24 protein-coding genes are annotated in these 26,221 nt (G+C 55.2%); 18 read left to right on the forward strand and 6 right to left on the reverse strand.

The genetic code is table 11. From position 1 onward, the window contains the following. Positions 1-140 precede the first annotated feature (140 nt). A complete protein-coding gene (gene speG / locus H7K52_RS03550) occupies positions 141-686 on the forward strand; it encodes a spermidine N1-acetyltransferase (protein WP_003850356.1) in 546 nt (181 codons plus the stop codon). On the opposite strand, the gene H7K52_RS03555 is transcribed toward speG, so the two are convergent. The 4 genes from H7K52_RS03555 to H7K52_RS03570 all read right to left on the reverse strand — a co-directional run bounded on the left by H7K52_RS03555 (position 687) and on the right by H7K52_RS03570 (position 3,996). Next, positions 687-1,106, reverse strand: a complete 420-nt coding sequence (locus H7K52_RS03555) for a hypothetical protein (protein WP_003850357.1) — start codon at positions 1,104-1,106, stop codon at positions 687-689. 85 nt (positions 1,107-1,191) lie between these two features. Further along, the gene (mmuM, locus tag H7K52_RS03560; protein WP_182629696.1) at positions 1,192-2,127 is read right to left on the reverse strand and encodes a homocysteine S-methyltransferase; all 936 of its coding nucleotides are present in this window, start codon (positions 2,125-2,127) and stop codon (positions 1,192-1,194) included. Continuing rightward, entirely contained in the window at positions 2,117-3,526 is a 1,410-nt protein-coding gene (gene mmuP / locus H7K52_RS03565) for an S-methylmethionine permease (protein ID WP_008926759.1), read from the reverse strand. The genes mmuM and mmuP overlap by 11 nt, the downstream gene beginning before the upstream one ends. A gap of 134 nt (positions 3,527-3,660) precedes the next feature. After that, on the reverse strand, positions 3,661-3,996 hold the full coding sequence (locus tag H7K52_RS03570; protein WP_003850360.1) for a DUF2002 family protein: 336 nt from the start codon (positions 3,994-3,996) through the stop codon (positions 3,661-3,663). Positions 3,997-4,149: 153 nt separating this feature from the next. Between H7K52_RS03570 and H7K52_RS03575 the strand changes: the two genes are divergently transcribed. The 12 genes from H7K52_RS03575 (at position 4,150) to emrB (ending at position 17,458) form a co-directional block, all read left to right on the forward strand. After that, positions 4,150-4,467, forward strand: a complete 318-nt coding sequence (locus tag H7K52_RS03575) for a DUF883 family protein (RefSeq protein ID WP_003850361.1) — start codon at positions 4,150-4,152, stop codon at positions 4,465-4,467. Between the two features lie 303 nt (positions 4,468-4,770). Continuing rightward, positions 4,771-5,013 (forward strand): glutaredoxin-like protein NrdH, encoded by a 243-nt coding sequence (nrdH, locus tag H7K52_RS03580; RefSeq protein ID WP_140033120.1) that lies wholly within the window; start codon positions 4,771-4,773, stop codon positions 5,011-5,013. Positions 5,014-5,017: 4 nt separating this feature from the next. Beyond that, the gene (gene nrdI / locus H7K52_RS03585) at positions 5,018-5,431 is read left to right on the forward strand and encodes a class Ib ribonucleoside-diphosphate reductase assembly flavoprotein NrdI (RefSeq protein WP_003850364.1); all 414 of its coding nucleotides are present in this window, start codon (positions 5,018-5,020) and stop codon (positions 5,429-5,431) included. Then, positions 5,401-7,539 (forward strand): class 1b ribonucleoside-diphosphate reductase subunit alpha, encoded by a 2,139-nt coding sequence (gene nrdE, locus H7K52_RS03590; protein ID WP_182629697.1) that lies wholly within the window; start codon positions 5,401-5,403, stop codon positions 7,537-7,539. The genes nrdI and nrdE overlap by 31 nt, the downstream gene beginning before the upstream one ends. Before the next feature lie 8 nt (positions 7,540-7,547). After that, positions 7,548-8,507, forward strand: a complete 960-nt coding sequence (gene nrdF / locus H7K52_RS03595; protein WP_003850367.1) for a class 1b ribonucleoside-diphosphate reductase subunit beta — start codon at positions 7,548-7,550, stop codon at positions 8,505-8,507. 500 nt (positions 8,508-9,007) lie between these two features. Beyond that, a complete protein-coding gene (proV, locus tag H7K52_RS03600) occupies positions 9,008-10,204 on the forward strand; it encodes a glycine betaine/L-proline ABC transporter ATP-binding protein ProV (RefSeq protein ID WP_003850372.1) in 1,197 nt (398 codons plus the stop codon). Beyond that, positions 10,201-11,292 (forward strand): glycine betaine/L-proline ABC transporter permease ProW, encoded by a 1,092-nt coding sequence (gene proW, locus H7K52_RS03605; protein ID WP_003850374.1) that lies wholly within the window; start codon positions 10,201-10,203, stop codon positions 11,290-11,292. The genes proV and proW overlap by 4 nt, the downstream gene beginning before the upstream one ends. 61 nt (positions 11,293-11,353) lie before the next feature. Beyond that, positions 11,354-12,352 carry a glycine betaine/L-proline ABC transporter substrate-binding protein ProX gene (gene proX, locus H7K52_RS03610; protein WP_003850376.1) on the forward strand — a complete coding sequence of 333 codons (999 nt, stop codon included), beginning with the start codon at positions 11,354-11,356 and terminating at the stop codon, positions 12,350-12,352. A gap of 211 nt (positions 12,353-12,563) precedes the next feature. Further along, entirely contained in the window at positions 12,564-13,751 is a 1,188-nt protein-coding gene (locus H7K52_RS03615; protein WP_039660448.1) for an MFS transporter, read from the forward strand. Positions 13,752-14,052: 301 nt separating this feature from the next. After that, positions 14,053-14,583, forward strand: coding sequence for a transcriptional repressor MprA (gene mprA, locus H7K52_RS03620; RefSeq protein ID WP_003850381.1), 531 nt, complete (start codon positions 14,053-14,055; stop codon positions 14,581-14,583). 150 nt (positions 14,584-14,733) lie between these two features. After that, complete coding sequence (emrA, locus tag H7K52_RS03625) at positions 14,734-15,906, forward strand: multidrug efflux MFS transporter periplasmic adaptor subunit EmrA (RefSeq protein WP_003850382.1); 1,173 nt, start codon at positions 14,734-14,736, stop codon at positions 15,904-15,906. Positions 15,907-15,922: 16 nt separating this feature from the next. Further along, a complete protein-coding gene (gene emrB / locus H7K52_RS03630) occupies positions 15,923-17,458 on the forward strand; it encodes a multidrug efflux MFS transporter permease subunit EmrB (protein ID WP_003850384.1) in 1,536 nt (511 codons plus the stop codon). Positions 17,459-17,494: 36 nt separating this feature from the next. Here emrB and H7K52_RS03635 read toward each other — a convergent pair whose 3' ends face one another. Next, positions 17,495-18,679 carry a tRNA/rRNA methyltransferase gene (locus H7K52_RS03635; RefSeq protein WP_182629698.1) on the reverse strand — a complete coding sequence of 395 codons (1,185 nt, stop codon included), beginning with the start codon at positions 18,677-18,679 and terminating at the stop codon, positions 17,495-17,497. 159 nt (positions 18,680-18,838) lie between these two features. Here H7K52_RS03635 and trxC point away from each other — a divergent pair, with 159 nt between their 5' ends. From trxC to H7K52_RS03660, 5 genes are all read left to right on the forward strand, one after another. Continuing rightward, positions 18,839-19,258: a thioredoxin TrxC gene (gene trxC, locus H7K52_RS03640; protein WP_008926766.1), complete on the forward strand. Its 420-nt coding sequence runs from the start codon at positions 18,839-18,841 to the stop codon at positions 19,256-19,258. A gap of 82 nt (positions 19,259-19,340) precedes the next feature. Further along, the gene (locus H7K52_RS03645) at positions 19,341-20,018 is read left to right on the forward strand and encodes a tRNA-uridine aminocarboxypropyltransferase (RefSeq protein ID WP_182629699.1); all 678 of its coding nucleotides are present in this window, start codon (positions 19,341-19,343) and stop codon (positions 20,016-20,018) included. A 139-nt stretch (positions 20,019-20,157) separates the two neighbouring features. After that, entirely contained in the window at positions 20,158-22,833 is a 2,676-nt protein-coding gene (locus H7K52_RS03650; protein WP_182629700.1) for a bifunctional acetate--CoA ligase family protein/GNAT family N-acetyltransferase, read from the forward strand. 99 nt (positions 22,834-22,932) lie between these two features. Next, positions 22,933-24,288: a CDP-diacylglycerol--serine O-phosphatidyltransferase gene (pssA, locus tag H7K52_RS03655; protein ID WP_003850394.1), complete on the forward strand. Its 1,356-nt coding sequence runs from the start codon at positions 22,933-22,935 to the stop codon at positions 24,286-24,288. Positions 24,289-24,342: 54 nt separating this feature from the next. After that, positions 24,343-24,648, forward strand: coding sequence for a YfiM family lipoprotein (locus H7K52_RS03660; protein WP_039659463.1), 306 nt, complete (start codon positions 24,343-24,345; stop codon positions 24,646-24,648). Here H7K52_RS03660 and H7K52_RS03665 read toward each other — a convergent pair. After that, the gene (locus H7K52_RS03665) at positions 24,645-25,934 is read right to left on the reverse strand and encodes an MFS family transporter (RefSeq protein ID WP_003850398.1); all 1,290 of its coding nucleotides are present in this window, start codon (positions 25,932-25,934) and stop codon (positions 24,645-24,647) included. The two genes, H7K52_RS03660 and H7K52_RS03665, sit on opposite strands and share 4 nt — an antisense overlap. Positions 25,935-26,221: the final 287 nt, after the last annotated feature.

A 26,221-nucleotide genomic window follows, 5' to 3' on the forward strand; every position in this document is an offset into this window, starting at 1 on the left:
TTCTCTCACAGCCATCTTGATTGCCACGCTACGCTATTGTCGGTTGTACGATAAAGCAGCGCCCCTATACGACTGCACAAAACGCAGCACCAGGCTGATGCGGTATACTCGCGGCAACTATTTCATGAGAGGAAAAAGCGATGACGGTAAAACTGCGTCCACTGGAGCGGGAAGACCTGCACTTTGTCCATCAGCTGGATAACAACGCCAGCGTGATGCGCTACTGGTTTGAGGAGCCCTATGAAGCGTTTGTGGAGCTGTCCGATCTCTACAACAAGCACATTCATGATCAGACGGAACGCCGCTTTGTGGTGGAGCATAGCGGGCAGAAAGCGGGATTAGTGGAACTGGTGGAGATTAACCATGTGCACCGCCGCGCCGAGTTTCAGATCATTATCGATCCGGCGCATCAGGGCAAAGGGCTGGCAACCCAGGCGGCAAAGCTGGCGATGGATTACGGCTTTTCGGTTCTCAATCTCTATAAGCTCTACCTGATTGTCGATCAGGAAAACGAGAAAGCGATCCATATCTATACCAAGCTCGGCTTCGAGATCGAAGGCGTGCTTAAACATGAATTTTTCATCAATGGGGAGTACCGCAACACCATCCGCATGTGCATTTTCCAGCATCAGTATCTGGAACGCCATAAAACGCCAGGCGGGATGGTGAAGCCGACCGCGCAGTGATCAGCCGCGCGCGCCAACCGGATTCATGAAGGGACGTGGATGTTCCGGCTTGAGGTCGTACATGCCGCCATAGAAAGGATCGACCAGCAACCAGCCGGGGAATCCACCTAATGGGATATTGCCCAGCAGATACCAGAGGTTAGCGCGAGCCTCGATAGGCACTGTAACCGGCACGTAGCCCGGGCTTTCCAGCATCAGCAGATAGTGCTTTTTGCCGAAGTAGCGGCCGGTGGATTTTGCCAGCTCAACGGTCTGCGGCGTGAAACCCTGCGCAACTGCGTAGCCACGCTCATCCTGCACGGTAAAGCGCGCGCCCTGCGGCAGAGAGTCGATGCGCACCATTTGGGTTTCAGTGCCGACAATGGTGGCACAGCCGCTAAGCAGCAGCGCGGCGGCCAGAGCCAGAATTCGCTGTTTCATGAAGGGGTCCACAGAGTGATCAGTGCTCAAAGTGTAGACCGCCTTCTTTGTCTCAATCGGGCTATCATCGCCCGATTCAGCCAGCTTATTGCGGTTGACAAGCGCGGGCGATAGCCGCGATGTCGTTGGGTGAGGTGCGACAGCAGCCGCCAATCAGCTTCGCGCCCGCCTGCTGCCACTCATCCAGCTTGTCGTGCAGCGTGCAGCCCGACGGCGCGGAATGCCAGGTTTTGCTGCTGGCAGCATACTGCTCGCCGGAGTTGGGATAGACCACCAGCGGTTTGTCGGTCAGCCTCTGCAACTGCTGCAGCGCAGGCGTTACGCTCTCCAGCGCTACGCAGTTGATCCCCAGCGCTATCACCTGCGGCTGCTGATTCAGCCAGCTCACCACCTCTGACAGCGGCGTGCCGTCGCTGATATGCCCGGCATCACGCAGCGTAAACGTGAACCACGCGCGGCCTTCCGGGAATTCAGCCAGCAGCTTCACCAGTGCCTGCGCTTCCGCAAACGAAGGCAGGGTTTCACAGGCCAGCAGATCGGCACCCGCCGCCAGCAGCGCCTGCACGCGCGGACGGTGAAACGCCATCATTTCCGCTTCCGGCAGTGCATAGTCACCGCGATATTCCGAACCATCCGCCAGGAAAGCACCATATGGCCCCACCGATCCCGCCACCAGCAGCGTTTTCGCATCGGGCCGGACCGCCAGATAATCCTGACGTGCGCGGCGCGCCAGCTCGACGCTCTGGGCGATCAACGCCAGTGACTGCGCTTCATCAAGACCACGTGTGGCAAAGCCCTGCGGCGTCGCCTGATAGCTGGCGGTAATGGCACAACGCGCACCGGCGACAAAATAGTCGTAGTGCACCTGATAGATGAGCTCAGGATTTTCCATCAGCACCTTTGCTGACCAGAGCGCATCGGCCAGATGGCAGCCGCGGGCTTCCAGTTCGGTGGCCAGCGCGCCATCCAGAATCAGCAATGGTGACTCTGTTAAAGCCTGCGCGACAGGGTTATGCGACATCTTTGGCCTCCTCAGGCTTCGGGGATGATTTGTGGGTCAGATGGTATGCGGCGTAGCAGAACAGGACAAACGGGATGCCACACCATAGCGCGATACGCTGAGTTGGATCGAATGCCAGACCAACACAGGCCAGCAGACAGAGCAGAAAGCCCAGAATCGGCGTCAGCGGATAGAGCGGCGCGCGGTAAGCCAGATCGGCCAGCGATTTGCCCTGCTGAAGGTGACGGCGACGGAAAACAAAATGCGAGGCGCAGATGCTGAGCCAGACCGCGACCACCGCAAAGCCAGAGATAGCCGACAGCGCCACAAACACCGTGTCTGGCGCAACCACGCTGGAAACCAGCGCCAGCAAACCGCCCACCATGCTGACAGTAATTGCCAGCATGGGTACGCCGCGCTTGTTCACCCGGGAAAAGGCACGCGGCAGCGTATTTTCGTTGGCCAGCGACCAGAGCATACGGCCCGATGCGTAAAGGCCGGAGTTGGCTGCTGACAGGATTGCAGTCAGGATCACAAAGTTAATGATGTCAGCCGCATACGGGATGCCGATCTTTTCGAACACCAGCACAAACGGACTTTTTACGATGCCAGCCTGATCCATCGGAATCAGCGCCGCCAGCACAAAGACTGTGCCGATGAAGAAGATGATCAGCCTGGCCACGGTGGTGCGGATCGCCAGCGGCAGCACTTTCTCCGGCTGCTGGGTTTCACCGGCCGCAATCCCGATCAGCTCGGTGCCAGAGAAGGCGAAGTTCACCGCCACCATCGTCATCAGAATCGGCAGTACGCCATTGGGCAGCCAGCCGTGCGCGGTAAGATTGCTCAGACCGGGCGCGGGCGTGCCATCTTTCATCGGGATAAAGCCAAACATCGCTGCGCCGCCCAGCACGATAAAGGCAACGATCGTGACCACCTTAATCAGCGAGAACCAGAACTCCCCTTCGGCGAAGAAGCGGGTTGAGATGACGTTCAGCAGATAGATAGCGCAGCAGAAGACCAGGCACCATATCCATACCGGAATCTGCGGGAACCAGTACTGCATACAGAAGCCCGCTGCCGTCAGGCTGGAGCCCAGGGCCACCGTCCAGGTCAGCCAGTAGAGCCATGCCACGGTATAACCGGTTGCCGGACTGAGATAACGCGCAGCGTAAACGTGGAACGCGCCGGTTTCCGGCATCGCCACAGAGAGTTCACCCAGACAGACCATCACCAGCCAGACCACCAGCGCGCCAATCAGATAGGCAAGCAGCGTACCCGCTGCTCCGGTAGTAGAAATGATATAGCCGGTGTTAAAAAACAGGCCAGTACCGATCACGCCGCCCAGCGATAACATCACCAGATGGCGCACTTTCATGGTGCGTTTAAATTGTTCCTGCGAGGGAGTTGGCTGTTCGCTCATCTTTTTTATCCGTATGGACGTCTAAACATCTATAGTGGACAATTTTATACGCGTCACAGCGGGTAATTGCAACGGCAGGAAACAGGGAGGATGGAAAGGCCGTTCAGAGCCCCGTCGCGGCGGGGCCTGATGCGTCAGCCGAAAACGCTTTGAATATAGCGTTCCAGCGCCATGCGGGAACTGAATCCGTGCGGGATGCCGTAATGTTCCTGTGAATCACCCGCCAGGTAGAGAGGGAATTGGGTGTAGTGATCGCAGGTCTTCATTTCTGAAGCGGGTTCAGCGAACGGCTGGCTCTTCTCTTTCAGTGTCGGGTGAATCACTAAAGCCATGCGCCCCATGCGCGCTTCGCGATTCACATAAACGTAGTTCTCTCCACGGCGATAGCCATAGGCCCGTGGGGTAATTTCATCGACTTCGAAACCCGCTTTTTCCAGTACGCGCGCTACCTCATCCGGTCGTAAATACATGCTCGATCCTCTCCTCTTTCAAAAGCTTCGCAACCTTACAACAGCATGACAGAGTGGGCATTCGGAATTTTCCCTAAAGAACACTCCCGCGTCTCGTTAATCTCAAGGTCGTCTACACTAGTATTACGTTTTTAAATCAAAGGGAGCTAAAAAATGTTTAATCGCACTGTAAAAAACGATGACATTGATATCAATCAGGACGTTAACGAACTGGCCGATTCACTGGAAGCGCTGTTGAAATCTTACGGCAGTGACGCCAAAGACGAAGTGGACTCAGCCCGCAGTCAGGCAGAGAAGCTGCTGAAACAGACCCGCTCTAAACTGAACGGCGGCAGCAACCGTGTTTCACAGGTTGCGCGTGATGCTTCCGCTCAGGTTGATACCTATGTCCATGACAAACCATGGCACGGTGTAGGTATCGGTGCCGCATTCGGTATCGTTGTCGGTGTGCTGCTGGCTTCACGCCGCTAAGCTAAGCGCTGAGAAATCCCCTGAGCCCTGCCCTGTGCGGGGCTTTTTTTTGCCTTTTTTCCGGCCAGCGACATTTACAAAAGATTTTTCCAGGCTGCAGGGCGCATCCCTGCTGGCTTTTCCTCTGTTGCGCAAATACAAATCATAAAACCCTATATCTGGTGGGCTTGACCACCAAAACCACTACATCTAGTATTTAGCTCATCAGCACGACACCTGCTGTTCGTCACAATGAAGCCCGCAACCTGTCGCGTCTGCTTTGTTTTCGGGCATCAGAACCGCACACAGAGGGAAATACGAATCATGCGCATTATTATTTACACTAAAGATAACTGTGTCCAGTGCACGGCGACCAAAAATGCGATGGACCGTCAGGGTCTCGCCTATCAGTTAATCAATCTCGACAGCGAGCCGGAAGCGATCGACAACCTGAAATCACTGGGTTACCGCCAGGTGCCGGTGGTGATGGCAGATAACGATCACTGGAGCGGCTTCCGCCCGGACAAGATCGCCACTCTGCGATCGCTTTCTGCCGTCGGGGGCTAAGCGCATGTTCCCGCTGGTCTATTTTTCCAGCCAGTCGGAAAACACCCACCGGTTTGTCACGCGCCTCGGCCTGCCCGCCTGGCGCATCCCGCTTGATGCCCGTGATCAGTTGCATATCGACCAGCCCTATATTCTGGTGGTACCCAGCTATGGCGGTGGCAGCAGTCGCGGTGCAGTGCCCGGTCAGGTGATTCAGTTTCTTAATGATGAGGCGAACCGCCGTGGTATTCGTGGCGTGATCGCAGCAGGCAACCGTAACTTCGGTGCCGGTTACTGCCTGGCGGGCAGCATCATTGCAAAAAAATGTCAGGTTCCTTGTCTTTATCGCTTCGAGCTAATGGGAACCCCTGACGATATTGCGAAAGTTAAAGCGGGAGTAACCCAATTTTGGCAACAACAGATACCCTCAACGGCGTGACGCTCGATTATCACGCCCTCAATGCCATGCTGAACCTCTACGATGCTGACGGCCGTATCCAGTTCGACAAGGATCGCGAAGCGACACGTCAGTTTTATCTGCAGCATGTGCAACCTAATACCGTCCCCTTCTCCAGCAACGCCGAGCGTTTACGCTATCTGGTGGCGGAGAGCTATTACGAAGCGGATGTGCTGAATCAGTACGATTTTGATTTTCTGCTTGAGCTGCATGAGGTGGCGGAGACGTGGGGATTTGAGTTCAAAACTTTTCTGGGCGCCTGGAAGTACTACACCAGCTATACCCTTAAGACCTTTGACGGCAAACGCTATCTGGAAACCTTCGAACAGCGTGCCTGCATGGTGGCACTGACACTGGCTCAGGGCGATGAAACGCTGGCGCGAGCGCTGCTGGAGGAGATCCTCAGCGGCCGTTTCCAGCCCGCTACGCCGACCTTTCTGAACTGCGGCAAACAGCAGCGCGGTGAGCTGGTCTCCTGCTTCCTGCTGCGCATCGAAGACAATATGGAGTCGATTGGTCGCGCAGTGAACTCGGCATTGCAGCTGTCAAAGCGCGGCGGCGGCGTCGCCTTTTTACTGTCGAACCTGCGTGAGTCTGGTGCGCCGATTAAACGTATTGAAAATCAATCGTCGGGCGTTATCCCCGTAATGAAAATGCTGGAAGATGCCTTCTCCTATGCGAATCAGCTTGGTGCGCGTCAGGGCGCCGGCGCAGTCTGGCTTAATGCGCATCATCCCGATATTTTCCGCTTTCTGGATACCAAACGCGAAAATGCCGACGAGAAGATCCGCATCAAAACGCTGTCGCTGGGCGTGGTTATTCCTGATATCACTTTTCAGCTGGCAAAAGAGAACAGACCCATGGCGCTGTTCTCGCCCTATGATGTTGAGCGGATTTACGGTCAGGCCTTTGGCGATATCAGTATCAGCGAGAAGTATGACGAGATGCTGGCGGATGATCGCATCCGTAAAACGTATATTCAGCCACGCGACTTCTTCCAGACGCTGGCCGAGATTCAGTTTGAGTCGGGCTATCCCTATATCATGTATGAGGACAGCGTGAACCGCAGCAACCCGATTGCCGGTCGCATCAATATGAGTAATCTCTGCTCTGAGATTCTGCAAGTGAACAGCGCCAGCGAGTTCCATGATGACCTGAGCTATCGCCGCATCGGCAAAGATATCTCCTGTAATCTTGGCTCCCTGAATATTGCGCATGCCATGGATTCGCGCGATCTGGCGCGCACCGTGGATGTGGCGGTTCGCGCCCTGACCTCGGTGTCGATGATGAGCGAGATTGGCTCGGTGCCGTCGGTCGCCGAAGGCAATCGCCGTTCGCACGCCATCGGGCTGGGTCAGATGAACCTGCACGGCTATCTGGCGCGGGAAGGCATCGCCTACGGCTCACCGGAAGCGCTGGATTTCACCAATCTCTACTTCTATTGCATTACCTACTATGCGCTACGCACCTCTAATCAACTGGCGCAGGAGCATCAGAAGACGTTCGACGGCTTTGCGGATTCGCAATACGCCAGCGGCGTTTACTTCGATAAATATCTGCAGCGGGAATGGCTGCCGCGCACTGAACGGGTGACGACGCTGTTTGCCGATGCCGGACTGACACTGCCGACCCAGGCGGACTGGCAGGCGCTGCGTGATGCAGTGATGCAGCACGGGCTGTTTAATCAGAACCTGCAGGCGATCCCGCCGACCGGTTCGATCTCCTACATCAATCATGCCACCTCCAGCATCCATCCGATTGTCTCCCCTATTGAGATCCGCAAAGAGGGTAAAACTGGTCGCGTCTACTATCCCGCGCCGTTTATGACCAATGAGAATCTCCACCTCTATCAGGATGCGTATCAGATTGGGCCGGAAGCGATTATTGATACCTACGCAGAAGCGACTCAGCACGTCGATCAGGGCTTGTCACTGACGCTGTTTTTCCGCGATGACGTCACGACCCGCGACATCAACAAAGCGCAGATTTACGCGTGGAAAAAAGGGATCAAAACGCTTTATTACATTCGACTGCGTCAGATGGCGCTTCAGGGCACGGAGGTTCAGGGCTGCGTCTCATGCTCCCTGTAATGAAAACGATGAAACTTAAACAAATTCAGGCTATTAACTGGAATCGCATTCAGGATGAGAAAGATCTTGAGGTGTGGAACCGTCTCACCAGCAACTTCTGGCTGCCAGAAAAGGTGCCGCTCTCTAACGATCTGCCCGCCTGGCAGACGCTGGATAAACAGCAGCAGCAACTGACCATCCGGGTCTTCACCGGCCTGACGCTGCTGGATACCATCCAGAACGTGATCGGCGCGCCGGGACTGATGGACGATGCTATTACGCCACACGAAGAGGCGGTGCTGTCGAACATCAGCTTTATGGAAGCCGTCCATGCGCGCTCTTACAGTTCTATCTTCTCAACTCTGTGTAATACGCAGGATGTGGATGCCGCCTATCAGTGGAGCGAAGAGAATGTGCCGTTGCAGAACAAGGCGCGCATCATCCTTGAACACTACCAGGCGGATGATCCGCTGAAGAAGAAGATCGCCAGCGTTTTTCTGGAGTCGTTCCTGTTCTATTCCGGCTTCTGGCTGCCGATGTACTGGTCGAGCCGGGGCAAGCTGACCAACACTGCCGATCTGATTCGCCTGATTATTCGCGATGAAGCGGTGCACGGTTACTACATCGGCTACAAATATCAGCAGGCGCTGGCCACGGCTGACGATCTGCGTCGCGAAGAGCTGCAGCAGTTCGCCTATGATCTGCTGCTGGCGCTGTATGAGAATGAAGTGGCTTACACCGAGGCGCTCTATGCCGATGTCGGCTGGGTGGAAGAGGTGAAAACCTTCCTGCACTACAACGCCAACAAAGCGCTGATGAATCTGGGCTACGAGGCGCTGTTCCCGGCGGAGCTGACGGCGGTAAATCCGGCCATTCTGTCGGCGCTGTCACCCAATGCTGACGAGAACCACGACTTCTTCTCCGGTTCAGGCTCCTCCTATGTGATGGGTAAAGCGGTCGAAACCGAAGATGAAGACTGGAATTTCTGAGGGTTACCGGGTGCTGTTTTATCAGCATCCGGTTTTCACTGGCAATGGCATAGCAGCCGCGCCACCGCGACTCATCATAAGAAAAAAATATTACTGCAATACCGCCTGACTATTTCATTGTTTATTGATGTTCATCCGCCCCGTATTTTCTTTTTTTCGGCCAATTATTTCACTGAACATGGTCGTTTCAGGCGTGATTATTTTCCTGCATCGGTCCCCATTATTTCCGTAATATTTCACGTTGGTGACGTCTGTTTTTCTCCCTTTCACGCAGCAAATCGACCTAAATGCCAATAAATCCCTGATTATTTCACAAAAAATTAATCCGCGCTTATCCCTTGTGAGCACTGAAGATAATCTACATCTGAATGCCCCGTGCCCGGCAAACATCCCAACTCAGGGTTGTCAGATAACGTCAGTGTGCTACGGTATGGCCTGCTTAAATTTCAGCGGGAACGACAGGTTAATATCAGATATTTCAACCAGGATTTAATGACTGCATGGCTATTAAGCTCGAAGTAAAAAATCTCTATAAAATATTTGGCGACAATCCGGATCGCGCGTTTAAATATATTGAAAAGGGTGCGACCAAAGATGTCATTCTGGAGAAGACCGGTCTCTCTCTTGGCGTAAAGAACGCCAGTCTGGCTATTGAAGAAGGCGAGATATTCGTCATCATGGGGTTATCTGGTTCAGGAAAATCGACCATGGTTCGCCTTCTCAATCGTCTGATAGAGCCGACGCGCGGCCAGGTGATTATTGATGGTGTCGATATTGCCAAAATATCGGCCAGCGAACTGCGTGACGTGCGCAGAAATAAAATCAGCATGGTATTCCAGTCATTTGCTTTGATGCCGCACATGAATGTATTAAATAACACGGCATTTGGCATGGAATTAGCGGGCGTCGCACTGGCTGAACGCCAGGAAAAAGCCCTGGAAGCGTTACGTCAGGTCGGGCTGGAGAATTATGCGCACGCTTACCCGGATGAACTTTCCGGGGGAATGCGACAGCGCGTCGGATTAGCCCGCGCGCTGGCAATCAATCCCGACATCTTATTAATGGATGAGGCCTTCTCCGCACTGGATCCGTTGATTCGTACTGAGATGCAGGATGAGCTGGTTAATTTACAAGCCAGGCATCAGCGCACCATCGTCTTTATTTCCCACGATCTGGATGAAGCGATGCGTATTGGCGATCGCATTGCCATTATGCAGGGTGGCGAAGTGATACAGGTTGGTACGCCGGATGAGATCCTGAATAACCCAGCCAACGACTATGTCCGCACCTTTTTCCGTGGCGTCGATATCAGTCACGTATTCAGCGCCAAAGATATAGCCCGTCGTAGCGCGGGAGCATTGATCCGCAAAGCGCCTGGTTTCGGTCCGCGCTCCGCCATGAAACTGCTGCAGGATGAAGACCGCGATTACGGCTACGTGCTGGAAAAGCAGAAATTTATCGGCGTGGTTTCCACCGATTCTCTGAAAGCGGCGCTGGCAGCAGGCGAAGGTATCGACAGCGCCCTGCTCGACACCCCGGCGGCGGTTCCCGCCGATACCTCATTGAGCGATTTGCTCTCTCACGTCGCGCAGGCACCCTGTGCGGTGCCCGTGGTCGGCGAAGAAAATCACTATGTCGGTCTCATTTCCAAAAGCACGCTGTTGCGCGCGTTAGATCGTGAAGGAGCCCAGCCATGAGTCAGGACACCACCAATCCGTGGGATAGCGGCACCGCTGCCAGCACTCAGGCTGCGCCCACCAGCAGCGGCGGTGCCGATGCCTGGGGCACGCCCGATGGTAGCGCGACAACCCATGCAGCCAGTAGCAGTGACTGGCTCAACAGCGCCCCTGCACCCGCACCGGAACATTTCAGTATCATGGATCCGTTCCACAAAACCTGGATCCCGCTTGATCACTGGGTGACCACCGGTATCGACTGGGTGGTCAACCATTTCCGCCCGCTGTTTCAGGGTATCCGGGTGCCGGTTGACTATATCCTCAGCGCCTTTCAGCAGCTGTTGCTGGGAATGCCAGCGCCAGTGGCAATTCTGGTGTTTGCGCTGATTGCCTGGCAGATCGCAACCCCCGCCATGGGCATTGCCACGCTGGTATCGCTGATCGCCATAGGGGCCATTGGCGCCTGGTCGCAGGCGATGGTGACGCTGGCGCTGGTGCTTACCGCGCTGATGTTCTGCATTCTCATCGGCCTGCCGCTGGGGATCTGGCTGGCCCGTAGCGAACGGGCAGCGCGTATTGTACGACCTCTGCTGGATGCAATGCAGACCACACCCGCCTTTGTCTACCTGGTGCCGATTGTGATGCTGTTTGGTATCGGCAACGTGCCGGGCGTGGTGGTAACGATTATCTTCGCCCTGCCACCGATTGTGCGTCTGACTATTCTCGGCATTAAGCAGGTACCCGCCGATCTGATCGAAGCGAGCGAATCCTTTGGTGCCAGTCCGAGACAGCTGCTATTCAAAGTGCAGTTGCCGCTGGCGATGCCCACCATTATGGCGGGCGTCAATCAGACCCTGATGCTGGCGCTGTCAATGGTGGTGATCGCCTCGATGATCGCCGTCGGCGGGCTCGGTCAGATGGTCCTGCGCGGTATTGGCCGTCTTGATATGGGGCTGGCTACGGTGGGTGGCGTGGGAATTGTGATTCTTGCCATTATCCTTGATCGCCTGACCCAATCGTTTGGTCGCGATAGCCGCAGCCGCGGTAATCGTCACTGGTATCACACCGGCCCGCTGGGCCTGATCTTCTCTCCTTCGCGTAAAAAATAATCTGTCGGGCGGTGCCTGCGCGCCGCCCATCCTGACGCGACATCTTAAATAAGGAATGACTATGCGCAACAGAGCCTCTCTGCTCGCCGCCGTGGTAACCACGCTGGCCGTTTCACACGTCTCCGCTGCCGATCTGCCGGGCAAAGGTATTACGGTGCAACCTATACAGAGTACTATCGCTGAAGAGACTTTTCAGACCCTGATTGTCAGCCGCGCGCTGGAAAAACTCGGCTATCAGGTCAGCAAGCCGAGTGAAGTGGATTACAACGTTGGCTACACCTCTATCGCCGCTGGCGACGCCACCTTTACCGCGGTGAACTGGCAGCCGCTGCATGACGACATGTATAAAGCTGCCGGTGGCGATCAGAAGCTGTATCGACAGGGAACCTACGTTACCGGTGCCGCCCAGGGTTATCTGATTGATAAGAAGACCGCCGAGAAATATCACATAACCAATATCGAACAGCTGAAAGATCCTAAGATCGCCAGACTGTTTGACGCCAACGGCGATGGCAAGGCGGATATGACCGGCTGTACGCCAGGCTGGGGCTGTGAAGCGGTAATTAATCATCAGAACAGCGCCTTTGGTCTCAGTGATACCGTGACCGCCAATATGGGTAACTATTCGGCGATGGTGGCGGATACGCTGGCACGCTACAAACAGGGTAAGCCGATCCTTTATTATACCTGGACGCCCTACTGGCTGAGCGATGTGCTGAAGCCGGGCCGCGATGTAGTCTGGCTGCAGGTGCCGTTCTCGTCGCTGCCTGGCGAACAGAAGGATGTCGATACTAAGCTGCCAAACGGCGCGAACTACGGTTTCCCGGTTAATACCATGCACATCGTCGCCAACAAAGCCTGGGCGGCGAAAAATCCGGCGGCGGCCCGTCTGTTTGCGGTCATGAAGCTGCCTATTACCGATATCAATGCTGAAAACTCAGCGATGCATGCCGGACAAAACTCAGAAGAGGCGATTAACCGTCATGTTGATGGCTGGATTAAAGCGCATCAGGCTGAGTTCGATAAATGGATCAGCGAGGCTCAGGCCGCCGCGCAATAACATGAAAACATGTCCACCCCAGGGTGGTTGATAAAAGTGCTGGCTCAGAGAGCATACGCCTTAAGTCGGACAGTGATTAAGGGCGGAAACATTTCTGCCCTTTTTTTATGCCTGCTATCCCGACTGGTATGGCCTGTTAATAAACATGCGTGTGAAATAGTTTTTTGAGTTATTATTAACCTTAAATGATTATTAGCGACCGATGCTGTTTATGAATGCGACTCGCCAGGGTCTGACGCCTGCTTTAGTGGTTCTGATGTCGGTAGCAACCGGCCTCTGTGTAGCCAGTAACTACTACGTTCAGCCACTGCTTAATACCATCGCCCAACAGTTTGATCTCTCTGTGAGCCTAGCCGGGTTTATTGTCACCACGGCGCAACTCGGCTATGCCTGCGGATTGCTGTTGCTGGTGCCGTTAGGCGATCGCTTTGAACGACGCAGCCTGATTGTGACGATGATCCTGCTGGCTGCGGCGGGCATGGTCATCATCGCCCTTTCACACTCCTTCCTGTTTTTACTGCTGGGCACAGTCATGACTGGCCTGTTTTCGGTCGCTGCGCAAATCCTGGTGCCGCTGGCTGCCACACTGGCCGAGCCGGAGCGACGCGGCAAAATCGTTGGTACCGTCATGAGCGGTTTGCTGCTGGGGATTCTGCTGGCGCGCACCGTGGCAGGCGGCCTCGCACAGCTTGGCGGCTGGCGTACGGTCTACTGGACAGCCAGTTTGCTGATGGTCGTGATGGCGCTGGCGCTGTGGCGAGCGCTGCCACGTGTTAAGCAGTCCGTGCCAATGAGCTATCCACAACTGCTGGCCTCTATCTTTCGCCTGTATGCAGGTAATCGCGTGATCCGCACCCGCGCGTGGACCGGCTGTCTCGCGTTTGCCAATTTCAGCCTGCTGTGGACCTCAATGGCGTTTCTGCTTTCTGGCGCGCCTTATCACTTCTCAGAAGGTGAGATCGGCCTGCTGGGGCTGGTCGGTGCCGCAGGGGCGCTGGCTGCTCGTCAGGCGGGCTCACTGGCTGACAGGGGTAAAGCGAAGCTGACGACCCGACTCGGCCTGCTGCTCATGTTGCTCTCCTGGGCCGCTATTGCATGGGGCGCAGCGCAGCTGGTGCCGCTTATTATTGGCATTCTGCTGCTGGATCTGGCGGTGCAGGCTGTCCATATCACCAATCAAAGCGTGATCTATGCGCAGATGCCGGAGGCGCGTAACCGTCTGAATGCAGGTTACATGACCAGCTACTTTATAGGTGGTGCGGCGGGTTCGCTGCTCTCCGCCACCGCTTATCATCTGTGGGGCTGGCATGGCGTCTGTGGCGCTGGCGCACTGCTTACGCTGACTAATCTGCTGATCTGGGCAAAGGGATCGCGCTTTGAGCCGGAAATAATCAACTGAATCCTGGCCCGACAGTGCAAGGGTCTGGTCACAAATGGTTAGGTTTGTTATGGTTAGTAACAAAGCTATTCACTTCGGTTATTTTTCCTCGCGATATTATTAAATTTGCCCTCTTTTGAAAACGTCCCGGCTCAGCGCTGCCGCCGGGTGTACGGGTTTTTGACCCAGGGCCAGGGAGTGGCCTGGAATACCTTTGATGGTACAGAGTGCGGGTCTGAGAGCGATCACCTGCCAAAAAGTGACTACGCTTACCCTGTCACCATAGTTATTATACAAGTTGCAATTAGTGAGGTTTTTTTTAATGGAAAGTTCGTTTACTCCCATTGAGCAGATGCTAAACATCCGTGCCAATCGCCATAAGGATTTTCCGTTACAGGAAATTATTCTGACGCGTCTCTGTATGCATATGCAGGGTAAACTGCTGGACAACCGTAATAAGATGCTGAAAGCACAGGGGATTAATGAAACCCTGTTCATGGCGTTGATTACGCTGGATGCGCAGGAAAACCACAGCATTCAGCCTTCTGAACTCAGTTCAGCCCTTGGCTCTTCGCGCACCAATGCGACGCGCATTGCCGATGAGCTGGAGAAGCGCGGCTGGATTGAGCGTCGCGAAAGCGATCACGACCGTCGCTGCCTGCACCTGCATCTGACCGATAAAGGCATGGAGTTCCTGCGTCAGTTGCTGCCCCCTCAGCATCAGAGCCTGCAGTATCTCTGGTCGTCGCTGTCAGTCGATGAGAAATCCCAGCTGGAAGGTATTACCCGTAAGCTGCTTAATCGTCTTGATAAAATGGATGAAGATCAGCTGATCGCCTCGCTGTCCCGCTAATAGCAATAAGTGCGACACAATCACCCGTCGAAATCGTTATTTTAACTTCCTTTTTTATCTGGCCAGCGCCTAGTCGCTGGCTTTTTCGACTCGGGCGCTGGCAGAAATGGATTTCTGCTGCCCGTCTAAATGGAAAACGTGGAGAAAGTCATGAGTGCAACGGCAGAAGCACAAAGTCCGCAACCGTCAGCCAGTAAAAAGAAGAAGCGCAAAAGTGTGCTCATTGTGCTGGCGCTGATCTTTGTGCTGATTGGTATTGCCTGGGGGGTTTACTGGTTCCTGGTCCTGCGCCATTTTCAGGAGACCGATGACGCCTACGTTGCAGGTAATCAGGTGCAGGTGATGGCACAGGTTTCCGGTAGCGTGAACAAAGTCTGGTTTGAAGATACCGATTTCGTGAAAAAGGGCGATGTGCTGGTTTCACTCGATAAAACGGATGCTGAACAGGCGTTTGAAAAAGCGCAGACGGCACTGGCCACCAGCGTGCGTCAGACGCATCAGCTGATGATCAATGGCAAACAGTACCAGGCCAGCATTACGTTGCAGCAAACTGCGCTGGCGCAGGCACAGGCCGACCTGAAACGTCGTGAGCCATTGGGTGCAGCTAACCTGATTGGCCGTGAAGAGTTGCAGCACGCCCGGGACGCTGTCGCGACGGCTAAAGCGCAGCTGGATGTCGCGATTCAGCAATATAATGCTAATCAGGCGATGATCCTTAATACCTCGCTGGAGAATCAGCCAGCTGTGCAACAGAGCGCAGCTGAGTTGCGTGATGCCTGGCTGGCACTGCAGCGCACCGAGATCCGCAGCCCGATGGATGGTTTTGTTTCACGTCGCAGCGTGCAGGTCGGTTCACAAATCTCCACCAGCACCCCGCTGCTGGCTGTTGTACCTGCAACGAATCTGTGGGTCGATGCCAATTTCAAAGAGACCCAGTTGGCTGGCGTACGCATTGGTCAGCCTGCCACCGTGGTTGCCGACATTTACGGTGACGACGTCGTTTATCATGGCAAAGTCGCAGGACTGGATATGGGCACCGGCAGCGCCTTCTCTCTGCTGCCTGCACAGAATGCTACCGGTAACTGGATCAAAGTGGTTCAGCGCCTGCCGGTTCGTATCGAACTGAATCAGGAAGATATCGCCAGACATCCACTGCGCATCGGCCTCTCCACGCTGGTCAAAATCGATACCACCAGCAACGAAGGCAGTGTGCTGGCTACCAGCGTCCGCCAGCAGGCCGCTTACAGCAGCAATGCCCTGGCGATTGACCTTGCGCCGGTCAATCAGCTGATCACCGATATTGTCCGCGCCAACGCCGGATGATGACGCGGAGGCTGTAATGGCACAAAAACCGCTTGAAGGGATGCCGCTGGTCCTGATGACCGTAGCGCTGTCGCTGGCGACGTTCATGCAGGTGCTGGACTCGACCATCGCCAACGTGGCCATCCCTACGATTGCCGGGAACCTGGGCGCGTCGAACTCTCAGGGTACATGGGTAATCACCTCGTTTGGTGTCGCGAATGCGATCTCGATCCCGCTGACCGGCTGGCTGGCAAAGCGCATTGGTGAAGTGAAGTTGTTCACCTGGTCGACCATTCTGTTTGCCATCGCCTCCTGGGCGTGTGGTATGTCAGATAGCCTGGAGATGCTGATCTTTTTCCGTGTCATTCAGGGGATTGTTGCGGGTCCATTGATCCCGCTGTCGCAAAGTCTGCTGCTCAACAACTATCCGCCCGCTAAGCGCAGTCTGGCACTGTCGCTGTGGGCGATGACGGTGATCGTCGCGCCGATCTGTGGCCCGATACTGGGCGGCTGGATCAGCGATAACTATCACTGGGGCTGGATCTTCTTTATCAACGTGCCGATTGGTGTGGCCGTGGTCATACTGACGCTGCAAACGCTGCGTGGCCGGGAAACTAAAACCGAAATCCGGCGGATCGACATGGTCGGGCTGGTGCTGCTGGTCGTGGGGATCGGCTGTTTACAGGTCATGCTGGATCGCGGAAAGGAGCTCGACTGGTTTAACTCGGTCGAGATTATCGTGTTAGGGGTCGTGGCATTGATTGCGCTCACAGTCCTGCTGGTCTGGGAGCTGACGGACGATCACCCGATCATCGACCTCTCCCTGTTTAAGTCGCGCAATTTTACCATTGGCTGTCTGTCGATCAGTCTGGCGTACATGCTCTACTTCGGCTCGATAGTCCTGTTACCGCAGCTGCTGCAGGAGGTTTACGGTTATACCGCAACCTGGGCAGGCCTGGCGTCGGCACCGGTAGGCATCATACCGGTGATCCTGTCGCCGATCATTGGTCGCTTTGCGCATAAGCTCGATATGCGACGGCTGGTCACATTCAGCTTCATTATGTATGCCATCTGCTTCTACTGGCGCGCGTATACGTTTGAACCGGGGATGGACTTTGGCGCCTCAGCCTGGCCGCAGTTTATCCAGGGCTTTGCCGTGGCCTGCTTCTTTATGCCACTGACGACTATTACGCTGTCGGGACTGCCGCCGGAGCGCATGGCCGCAGCATCCAGCCTGTCGAACTTTATGCGTACGTTTGCTGGTTCGGTAGGCACGTCGATTACAACCACGATGTGGACGAATCGCGAGTCGATGCATCATAGCTATATGACCGAGTCAATTACCCCGTACAACGTTAATTCACAGCAGATGTATAGCCAGCTGGAGAGCCTGGGAATGACGCAGCAGCAGGCCTCGGCGTATATCGCGCAGCAGATTACCAATCAGGGACTGATCATTTCAGCGAATGAAATTTTCTGGGCATCGGCGGGGGTATTCCTGATCCTGCTGGTGCTGATCTGGTTTGCCCGTCCGCCGTTTGGTGCAGGCGGTGGCGGCGGTGGCGCACACTGACGTGACAAAGCAAAACGGGCCTTTCGGCCCGTTTTTTTATGCGTTCTGACGCCACCATTCGGCGAGCAGTACGCCGGTTGCGACCGAAACGTTGAGACTTTCTACGTTGCCGGTGCCGCCAATCGACAGGCTCATGTCACCCTGTTTGAACGCGGTGTCAGAAAGACCTTCACGCTCCTGACCTAACACCAGCACCATTTTCTCCGGCAGCTTAGCCTGCGCCAGCGGCGTGCCCTGATGGCTGGAGGTGGTCACGATGGTGTAACCCGCTTTACGGAACGCTTCCAGACCTTCGCTGAAAGTTGCGCCGCTGATGGCCTGAACATGCTCGGCACCGCCTTCTGCGGTGCGCACTGCTGCACCCGACTCCAGCAGTGAGGCATCGTTTACCAGCAAACCTTTTACGCCAAAGTGCGCGCAGCTGCGCATAATCGCGCCCAGGTTATGCGGGTTACTGACATCTTCCAGTGCCAGTACGCAATCTTTGGTTGTTGCCTGGCTCAGCCATTCCGAAACTGCCATACCCATACGCTTTTTGATCAGGAAGCAGACGCCACCGTGATGCTCAGTGCCTGATGCTTTGGTGATCTCTGCATCTTCTACCACGTGATAGGCTTTGCGGTTCGCCGCCAGCCAGCGCAGCGATTCACGGAAACGCGGAGTCACTTCCTGAATGAACCAGGCGCGAACAATCGCTTCCGGACGACTCTGGAACAGTGCCTGACAGGCGTTCTCACCATAAACGCGGGTTTCTTCGTTACGCTGACGACGGATCTGCTCAGGATCAACAAAGCTCTTGCCGCTGATGCCGCCATGATCGGGCTTATCACTCTCAGGCGATGCAGCACGGTCTGCTGATGGCGCGCGTGATACGGTGCGCCATGGGGAGTCGCTGCTGCCATAGGCGCCACGGCTATCATCGCCACGATCGTTGCGGCGACCTGCACCCTCGTCTGAACGGCGTGGCGCGCCACGTCCGCCTTCGTCACGGCGCGGTGAACTGCTGCGACCAGTGTCGTCGCTGCGACGCCCCGCGGAGCGACCACCTTCCTGACTGCGTTCTGTACGGGGGCCAGATGAACGACGATTATCATCCTGGCGGACAGCAGCGTGACCACCTTTGCCTGTACGAGGATTCGGCGCACGCGCACTTTTATCGTCCTCGCCACGCACGTACATCACCTTAACCTTGCCGCTCTTGCCTTTAAATTCGTCGTTCATATCTTCCTCCTGCATTGAGAGCGCGCAGATTACCTGATGTGCTGGCGCTTAGCTATCAACTATTGAACCTATAGAGCAATCCAGATTGAGCAGGAATCCGCCCTCTTTCATAATGGACAACAATTACCAGACTGACACTTTTAAACCTCAGAGGTTCCTATGAATACGGTATGCGCTTCCTGCCAGGCAACCAATCGCGTTCCTGAAGAACGCCTTGCCGATGCGGCGAAATGCGGCCGCTGCGGAAATGCGTTGTTTGATGGCGAGGTGGTCAATGCCACCAGCGCTAACTTTGACAAATATCTGCAGGACGATCTGCCGGTGGTGATCGATTTCTGGGCGCCCTGGTGCGGTCCCTGCGTCAATTTTGCGCCCGTGTTTAAAGATGTCGCCAGCGAGCGCAGCGGGAAAGTCCGCTTTATTAAAGTGAACACCGAAGCAGAACCGGCCCTCAGCGCCCGTTTCAACATTCGCAGTATTCCTACCATCATGCTGTTTAAGAACGGCGAGCGGGTGGACATGCTGAATGGTGCCATGCCCAAGGCACCGTTTAACGAATGGCTGGATGAATCACTGTAATATTCAGAGGCCAGCCAGTCTGGCCTTTTCCTTTTCACCTGCGCTTCGATTACACTGACGTTTTTTCCTGCCCTGAAACCTCATGTCTGATAATGCTGTTTTGCGCTTGCGCACCCAACGCCTGGCGCGTGCCACCCGTCCTTTCCTTGCGCGTGGAAATCGTGTCATTCGCTGCCAGAGTTGTCTGCTGCCAGAAGCCAACTGTCTTTGCAGTCAGATCGTTCCTGCGTCTGCACGTAGCCGCTTCTGCCTGGTGATGTTTGATACCGAGCCGATGAAACCGAGCAATACCGGGCGTCTGATTGCCGATATTCTGCCGGATACCCAGGCGTTTGGCTGGTCACGCACCGAGCCGGATCCGCTGCTGCTGGCGGCCGTGCGCAATCCTGATTATCAGCCGCTTGTCGTCTTTCCGGCCGCCTATGCGGATCCTGGTCGCGAGGTGCTGACAACGCCACCCACCAGCGGCAGGCCGCCGCTGTTTATTATGCTGGATGGCACCTGGACCGAAGCACGCAAGATGTTCCGCAAAAGCCCCTGGCTCGACGCCCTGCCGGTGATGTCGCTGGATGTGAGCACCCCTTCGCGCTATACACTGCGGGAGGCGCACGGTGAAGGTCAGCACTGTACCGCTGAAGTGGCCGCGGCGCTGCTGGCGCAGGCGGGCGATCGGCTGGCGGCAGAAGCACTATCTCACCATTTTGATCAGTTCCGTGCGGCCTACCTGGCAGGGAAACCGCATCACGCGGGACAGGCTTAACCGCATCCCTCTTCTTCCGGCAGGCGAGCGCCTGGGCTGACCGATCCGAAGATCCGGATCTTCAGCCTGCGATCTGCCCGGAAGCACTGCCAGCAAAAAGCGTTTACAATCACGCAAATCCCGATCTCTGGAGGGCGAGATGAGCCAACGCGGACTGGAAGCGCTGTTACGACCTAAATCAATTGCGGTGATTGGTGCCTCGGTCACGCCCGGGCGTGCCGGATACTTTATGATGCGTAACCTGCTGGCGGGCGGTTTTAGCGGGCCGGTTTTGCCGGTGACGCCAAAATATAAAGCAGTGAGCGGCGTGCTGGCCTGGCCCACCATCGACAGCTTACCTTTCGTGCCCGACCTGGCGGTCATCTGTACCCACTCCAAACGTAACCTAGAGTTGCTGCAACAGCTCGGCGAAAAAGGCTGCAAGGCCTGCATTATCCTCTCCGCGCCCGCCAGCCAGTCGGCCGAGCTCAAAGCCTGCGCAGGTAAATGGCAGATTCGATTGCTGGGACCAAACAGTCTGGGCCTGCTGGCGCCCTGGCAGGGATTGAATGCCAGCTTCTCGCCGGTGCCAATTGAGAAAGGCCGCATCGCGTTTATCTCTCAGTCCGCCGCCGTCTCTAATACCATTCTCGACTGGGCGCAGCAGCGTAATCTCGGTTTCTCCTGGTTTATTGCGCTGGGTGACAGTCTGGATACCGATGTCGATGACCTGCTCGACTTCCTGGCTCGTGACGGCAAGACCAGCGCCATCCTGCTCTATCTTGAGCACCTCAGCGATGCGCGTCGTTTTGTTTCCGCTTCCCGCAGTGCCTCGCGTAATAAACCGATATTGATCATCAAGAGTGGTCGCAGCCGCGAAGCCCAGGCGCTGCTTGGCACCCACAGCGGCCTTGACGCCGCCTGGGATGCGGCCATTCAGCGCGCCGGGTTGCTGCGGGTCCAGGATACCCATGAGCTGTTCTCCGCCGTTGAGTCGCTAAGCCATATGCGCCCGCTGCGAGGCGACAGGCTGATGATCATCAGCAATGGAGCCGCACCTGCCGCGCTGGCGCTGGATGAACTCTATGCCCGTAACGGAAAACTGGCGCAGCTCAGCGATGAGACACGTCAGCAACTGGAGGCGCTGCTACCCGCGGGTGCAGGTCGCGGTAATCCGCTGGATTTGAAAGATGACGCCACAGCGGAACGTTATGCCGCCTGTGTGGAGATTCTGCTCAACAGTCATGAACTTGATGCATTAATGATTATTCATGCGCCAAGCGCGGTCGCGCCCGCAACTGAAACGGCCGCACATCTGATCGACACCATTGCCCGTCACCCGCGCGGTAAGCTGGTGACGCTGCTGACCAACTGGAGCGGCGAGTTCTCTTCCCAGGCTGCACGTCGTGCCTTCACGCAGGCGGGCATCCCGACCTGGCGCACGCCGGAAGGCACCGTCACCGCCTTTATGCATCAGGTTGAGTATCGCCGTAACCAGAAGCAGCTGCGTGAAACCCCTGCCCTGCCCACAACACTGAAGCAGGATAGCGCTCAGGCTCACCAGTTGCTGTCACAGGCGCTGTCGCGCGGCGTTACCGCGCTGGATACGCACGAAGTGCAGCCAGTATTGCAGGCATACGGGCTGGCGACACTGCCGACCTGGATCGCCAGCGACAGCACATCGGCTGTGGCGATTGCCGATCAGATTGGCTATCCGGTGGCGCTGAAACTGCGTTCACCCGATATCGCCCATAAGTCGGAGGTTCAGGGTGTAATGCTCTATCTGCGCAATGCCAGCGAAGTAGAGCATGCCGCTGAGGCCATTTTTGATCGGGTCAGACAGACGCTGCCGCAGGCGCGTATTGAAGGGCTGCTGGTTCAGAGCATGGCCAGCCGTGCGGGCGCGCAGGAATTGCGGGTCGTGGTCGAACAGGATGCCCTGTTTGGCCCAATCATTATGCTGGGCGAAGGCGGCGTTGAATGGCAGGCCGATAAACAGGCTGCGGTTGCCTTGCCTCCCCTGAATATGACACTGGCACGCTATCTGGTGATTCAGGCAATCAAGAGCGGAAAAATCCGCAGCCGTAGCGCCCTGAATCCGCTGGATATCCCCGGTTTAAGCCAGTTGCTGGTGCAGGTCTCTAACCTGGTGGTGGATTGCCCGGAGATCCAGCGACTGGATATTCATCCGCTACTGGCAGCGGGTAATGATTTTACCCTGCTGGATGTCACCCTGACGCTGGCTCCGTTCGATGGCGATAACGAAGCGCGGCTGGCAATTCGTCCTTATCCTCAGCATCTTGAGGAGCAGGTGGAATTAAAGAATGGGCAATTCTGCCTGTTCCGGCCGATCCTGCCAGAAGATGAACCTTTGCTGCGCGACTTCATTAGCCAGGTGACCAAAGAAGACCTTTACTACCGCTACTTCAGTGAAATCAATGAATTCACCCATGATGATCTCGCCAATATGACCCAGATCGATTATGACCGTGAGATGGCGATCGTAGCGGTGCGTCAGCATCAGGGACGACCTGAGATCATCGGTGTAACCCGCGCTATCTCTGATGCGGATAACATTGATGCGGAGTTTTCGGTGCTGGTCCGTTCTGACCTGAAAGGGTTAGGGATGGGCCGTCGTCTGCTGGAAAAAATGATCCGCTACACCCGACATCACGGCTTGCAACAATTGAACGGTATCACCATGCCCCATAATCGCGGCATGATTACGCTGGCCCGTAAACTTAACTTTCATGTTGATATTCAACTGGATGACGGTATTGTCAGCCTGAAATTGTCCTTACAGAATGAGATCAACCCACCTTGTAGAGAAAGGTAAAAAACGTTCGAATTGACGGAGTTGATGTTATTATTTGTGGTTATAACCCTGATTTGATGGCAAAAGGCCATGCAATGAACAGAGAAGAAGTGCACTGTGATGTTGTCTAAATTCAAACGTAACAAACACCAACAACACCTCGCACAGCTGCCTAAACTGTCACAATCCGTTGCGGATGTGTCGACACTTTATTCGCCTGCTGAGTTTCGCCAGACGTTGCTGGAGAAAATAGCGACCGCACAGACACGCATCTGTATTGTTGCGCTTTATCTGGAAAATGATGACGCCGGACGTGCCGTTATGGATGCGCTCTATAGCGCGAAGCAGGCGCGGCCAACGCTGGATATTTCGATTCTGGTCGACTGGCACCGCGCGCAACGTGGCCGAATTGGCGCAGCACGAGGCGTAACCAATGCTGACTGGTATTGCGAAATGGCCACACGCTATCCGGATATTGCCATCCCGGTTTATGGCATCCCGGTTAATACGCGTGAAGCGCTGGGCGTGCTTCATCTAAAAGGCTTCATTATTGATGATATGCTGCTCTATAGCGGTGCCAGCATCAATGACGTCTACCTGCATCAGCATGATAAGTATCGGTATGATCGCTATCAGGTTATCCGGAATCCCCAGCTGACCGATACCATGTATGAGTGGATCACGCTGAATCTTAAGCCTGCAGAAGCCGTCAACCGGCTCGATTTTGCAGAACGCCCTTCAAGTCCTGAAATCAAAAATGAGACACGCCAGTTCCGTCAGGATCTCCGGGGCTTCAATTACCAGTTTGAAGGCAATGCCGGCAATGATGAACTGACGGTCACGCCACTGGTCGGTCTGGGCAAGCATAGCCTGCTCAATAAAACCATTTTCCATCTGATGCCCTGTGCGGAACAGAAGCTGATCATCTGTACCCCTTACTTCAACATGCCCGCCCTGCTGGTGCGTAATATCATTCATCTGCTGCGCCAGGGGAAAAAAGTCGAGATCATCGTCGGTGATAAAACCGCCAATGATTTCTACATTGCGCCTGATGAGCCATTCAAAATAATCGGCGCGCTGCCTTACCTGTATGAAATCAATCTGCGTCGCTTCATGAGCCGTCTGCACTACTATGTTACGACCGATCAACTGGTCGTGAGACTCTGGAAGGATGGTGAAAACAGTTATCACCTTAAAGGGATGTGGGTTGATGACGAATGGCAGCTGATTACCGGTAATAACCTCAACCCGCGTGCATGGCGGCTTGATCTGGAAAATGCGGTGCTGATTCACGATCCTCATCAGGAGTTAGCGGCTCAGCGTGAGAAAGAGCTTACGTTAATCCGTCAGAACACGACGATAGTGACGCATTTCCGTGAGCTTGAAAGTATTGCCGATTACCCGGCTAAAGTGCGGAAACTGATTCGCCGTCTGCGCCGGATACGTATCGATCGCCTGATCAGCCGTATTCTTTAATCGCTGCGGCCATAGAGGCATTCATTACGCGAAGTATCCTGTTGCTGTGCTGCTGTGCTGCTGTGCAGTGGCTGCGTCGATATGGCGGAAGATCAGCGAACCGGACGGGATAAAGCGGAACATGTTTTCGCTTCTGCCGCGCTGGCTGCTGCAGGCAATAAATATGGGCAGCGCCAGCCTCTTTCTGGCCGTCAAAACCAGACTATCGGCATCCTGTTTTCATTAAATATTGAGGCGGGAAAAGAGTGGTATGACAGCCGCCCGAATGGCAGCGGCTGGCGCTGGAAAGCGTTCGTGTGGGATGCCGCGGATGCAACCCGCGGCATTGCCCTGTGGAATCTGAGTCAGTCGCCTTGTTAAAGCGTAATCCCTTTGCCGCGTCTGTGCAGCAACAGCGACACCAGAAAGGCTACCGCACCCATCGCTGAAACATACCAGAAGAAGGTGGTCTCAATCCCCTGCTGCTTCATCAGCAACGCCACATACTCCGCCGACCCACCGAACAGCGCATTCGCGACTGCGTATGATAGCCCGACACCCAGAGCACGCACCTGCGGCGGAAACATTTCGGCTTTAAGAATGCCGCTGATGGCGGTGTAGAAGCTGGTAATCAACAAGGCCAGCATGATTAACAGGAAAGCTACGCCAGGACTTTGCACGTTTTGCAGCAGGGTCAGAATGGGTACTGTACATATCGCCGCCCCCGCACCAAAGATCATCATCGAAGTGCGACGACCGATTTTATCTGACAGCGCACCGATTATTGGCTGAATCAGCATGAAGACCAGCAGTGCCCCGGTCATCAGCCCGCTGGCCGTTTTTGGATCCATGCCTGATGTGTTAACCAGATACTTTTGCATGTAGGTGGTGAAGGTGTAAAAACTCAGGGAGCCGCCGGCGGTGAAACCCAGCACCATCAGGAAGGGACGGGTATGATTGCGCAGTAACCCGATGACGCTACCCGCATCACGATGTTCACGGCTCGCTTTATCTGACGTTTCTTCCAGAGAGCGTCGTAGCCATAATGCGACAACGGCGAGCAGTGCGCCGAGGAAGAACGGAATGCGCCAGCCCCAGCTGCGCAGCTCTGCATCAGTGAGCACAAATTGCAGGACCACCACGGTCAGCACCGCCGCTAACTGACCGCCAATCAGCGTGACGTACTGGAAAGAGGCATAGAATCCCTTGCGTCCTTCCAGGGCGACTTCACTCATGTAGGTTGCGCTGGTCCCATACTCCCCACCCACCGATAATCCCTGAAACATACGCGCCAGCAGCAGAATGACGGGAGCGGCTACGCCAATCGTTGCATAACCGGGCAGGCAGGCGATCACCAGCGAACCAAAACACATCATGCAGACCGAAACCAGCATCGAATTTTTTCGGCCGTGCTTGTCGCCAATATAGCCAAATAACCAGCCGCCAATCGGACGCATTAAAAATCCTGCTGCAAAAACGCCCGCTGTCTGCAATAACTGCGTTGTGGTGTCACCCTTTGGGAAGAAGATGTGCGCAAAGTAGAGCGAGAAGAATGAATAGACATAGAAGTCGAACCATTCAACCAGGTTGCCCGATGACGCGCCGACGATTGCCCAGATACGCTTCTTTGTATCATCCGGCTGAGTTTTATTATTGGTGGGTGTCATGCCTTACCTCTGTTCCTTGCTGATCAACAGCGTTTAAAGGAGTGAGTAAAGCATTTAAGTCTACCGAAGGTAAAGGCGGGGTAATCCGAGATTATATTTGTGAGCTATGTCGCTAATTATCGAAAAATCAGCGAGTTGCTGGCAATTATGAGGGAAAGCCTGCTGGTGATAGCGCTGCAGGAAGCGGGAAAATCATTAACAATTTTGCTAAATACAGCGTAATTCAGACGTAAAAAAGCCCCGCACTCTCGTGCGGGGCTTCTTCACTTATATAATGCCTGGCAGTT

Origin of the sequence: Pantoea hericii, from assembly GCF_014155795.1 — a bacterium.
GTDB classification, from domain to species: Bacteria; Pseudomonadota; Gammaproteobacteria; order Enterobacterales; family Enterobacteriaceae; genus Pantoea; species Pantoea eucalypti.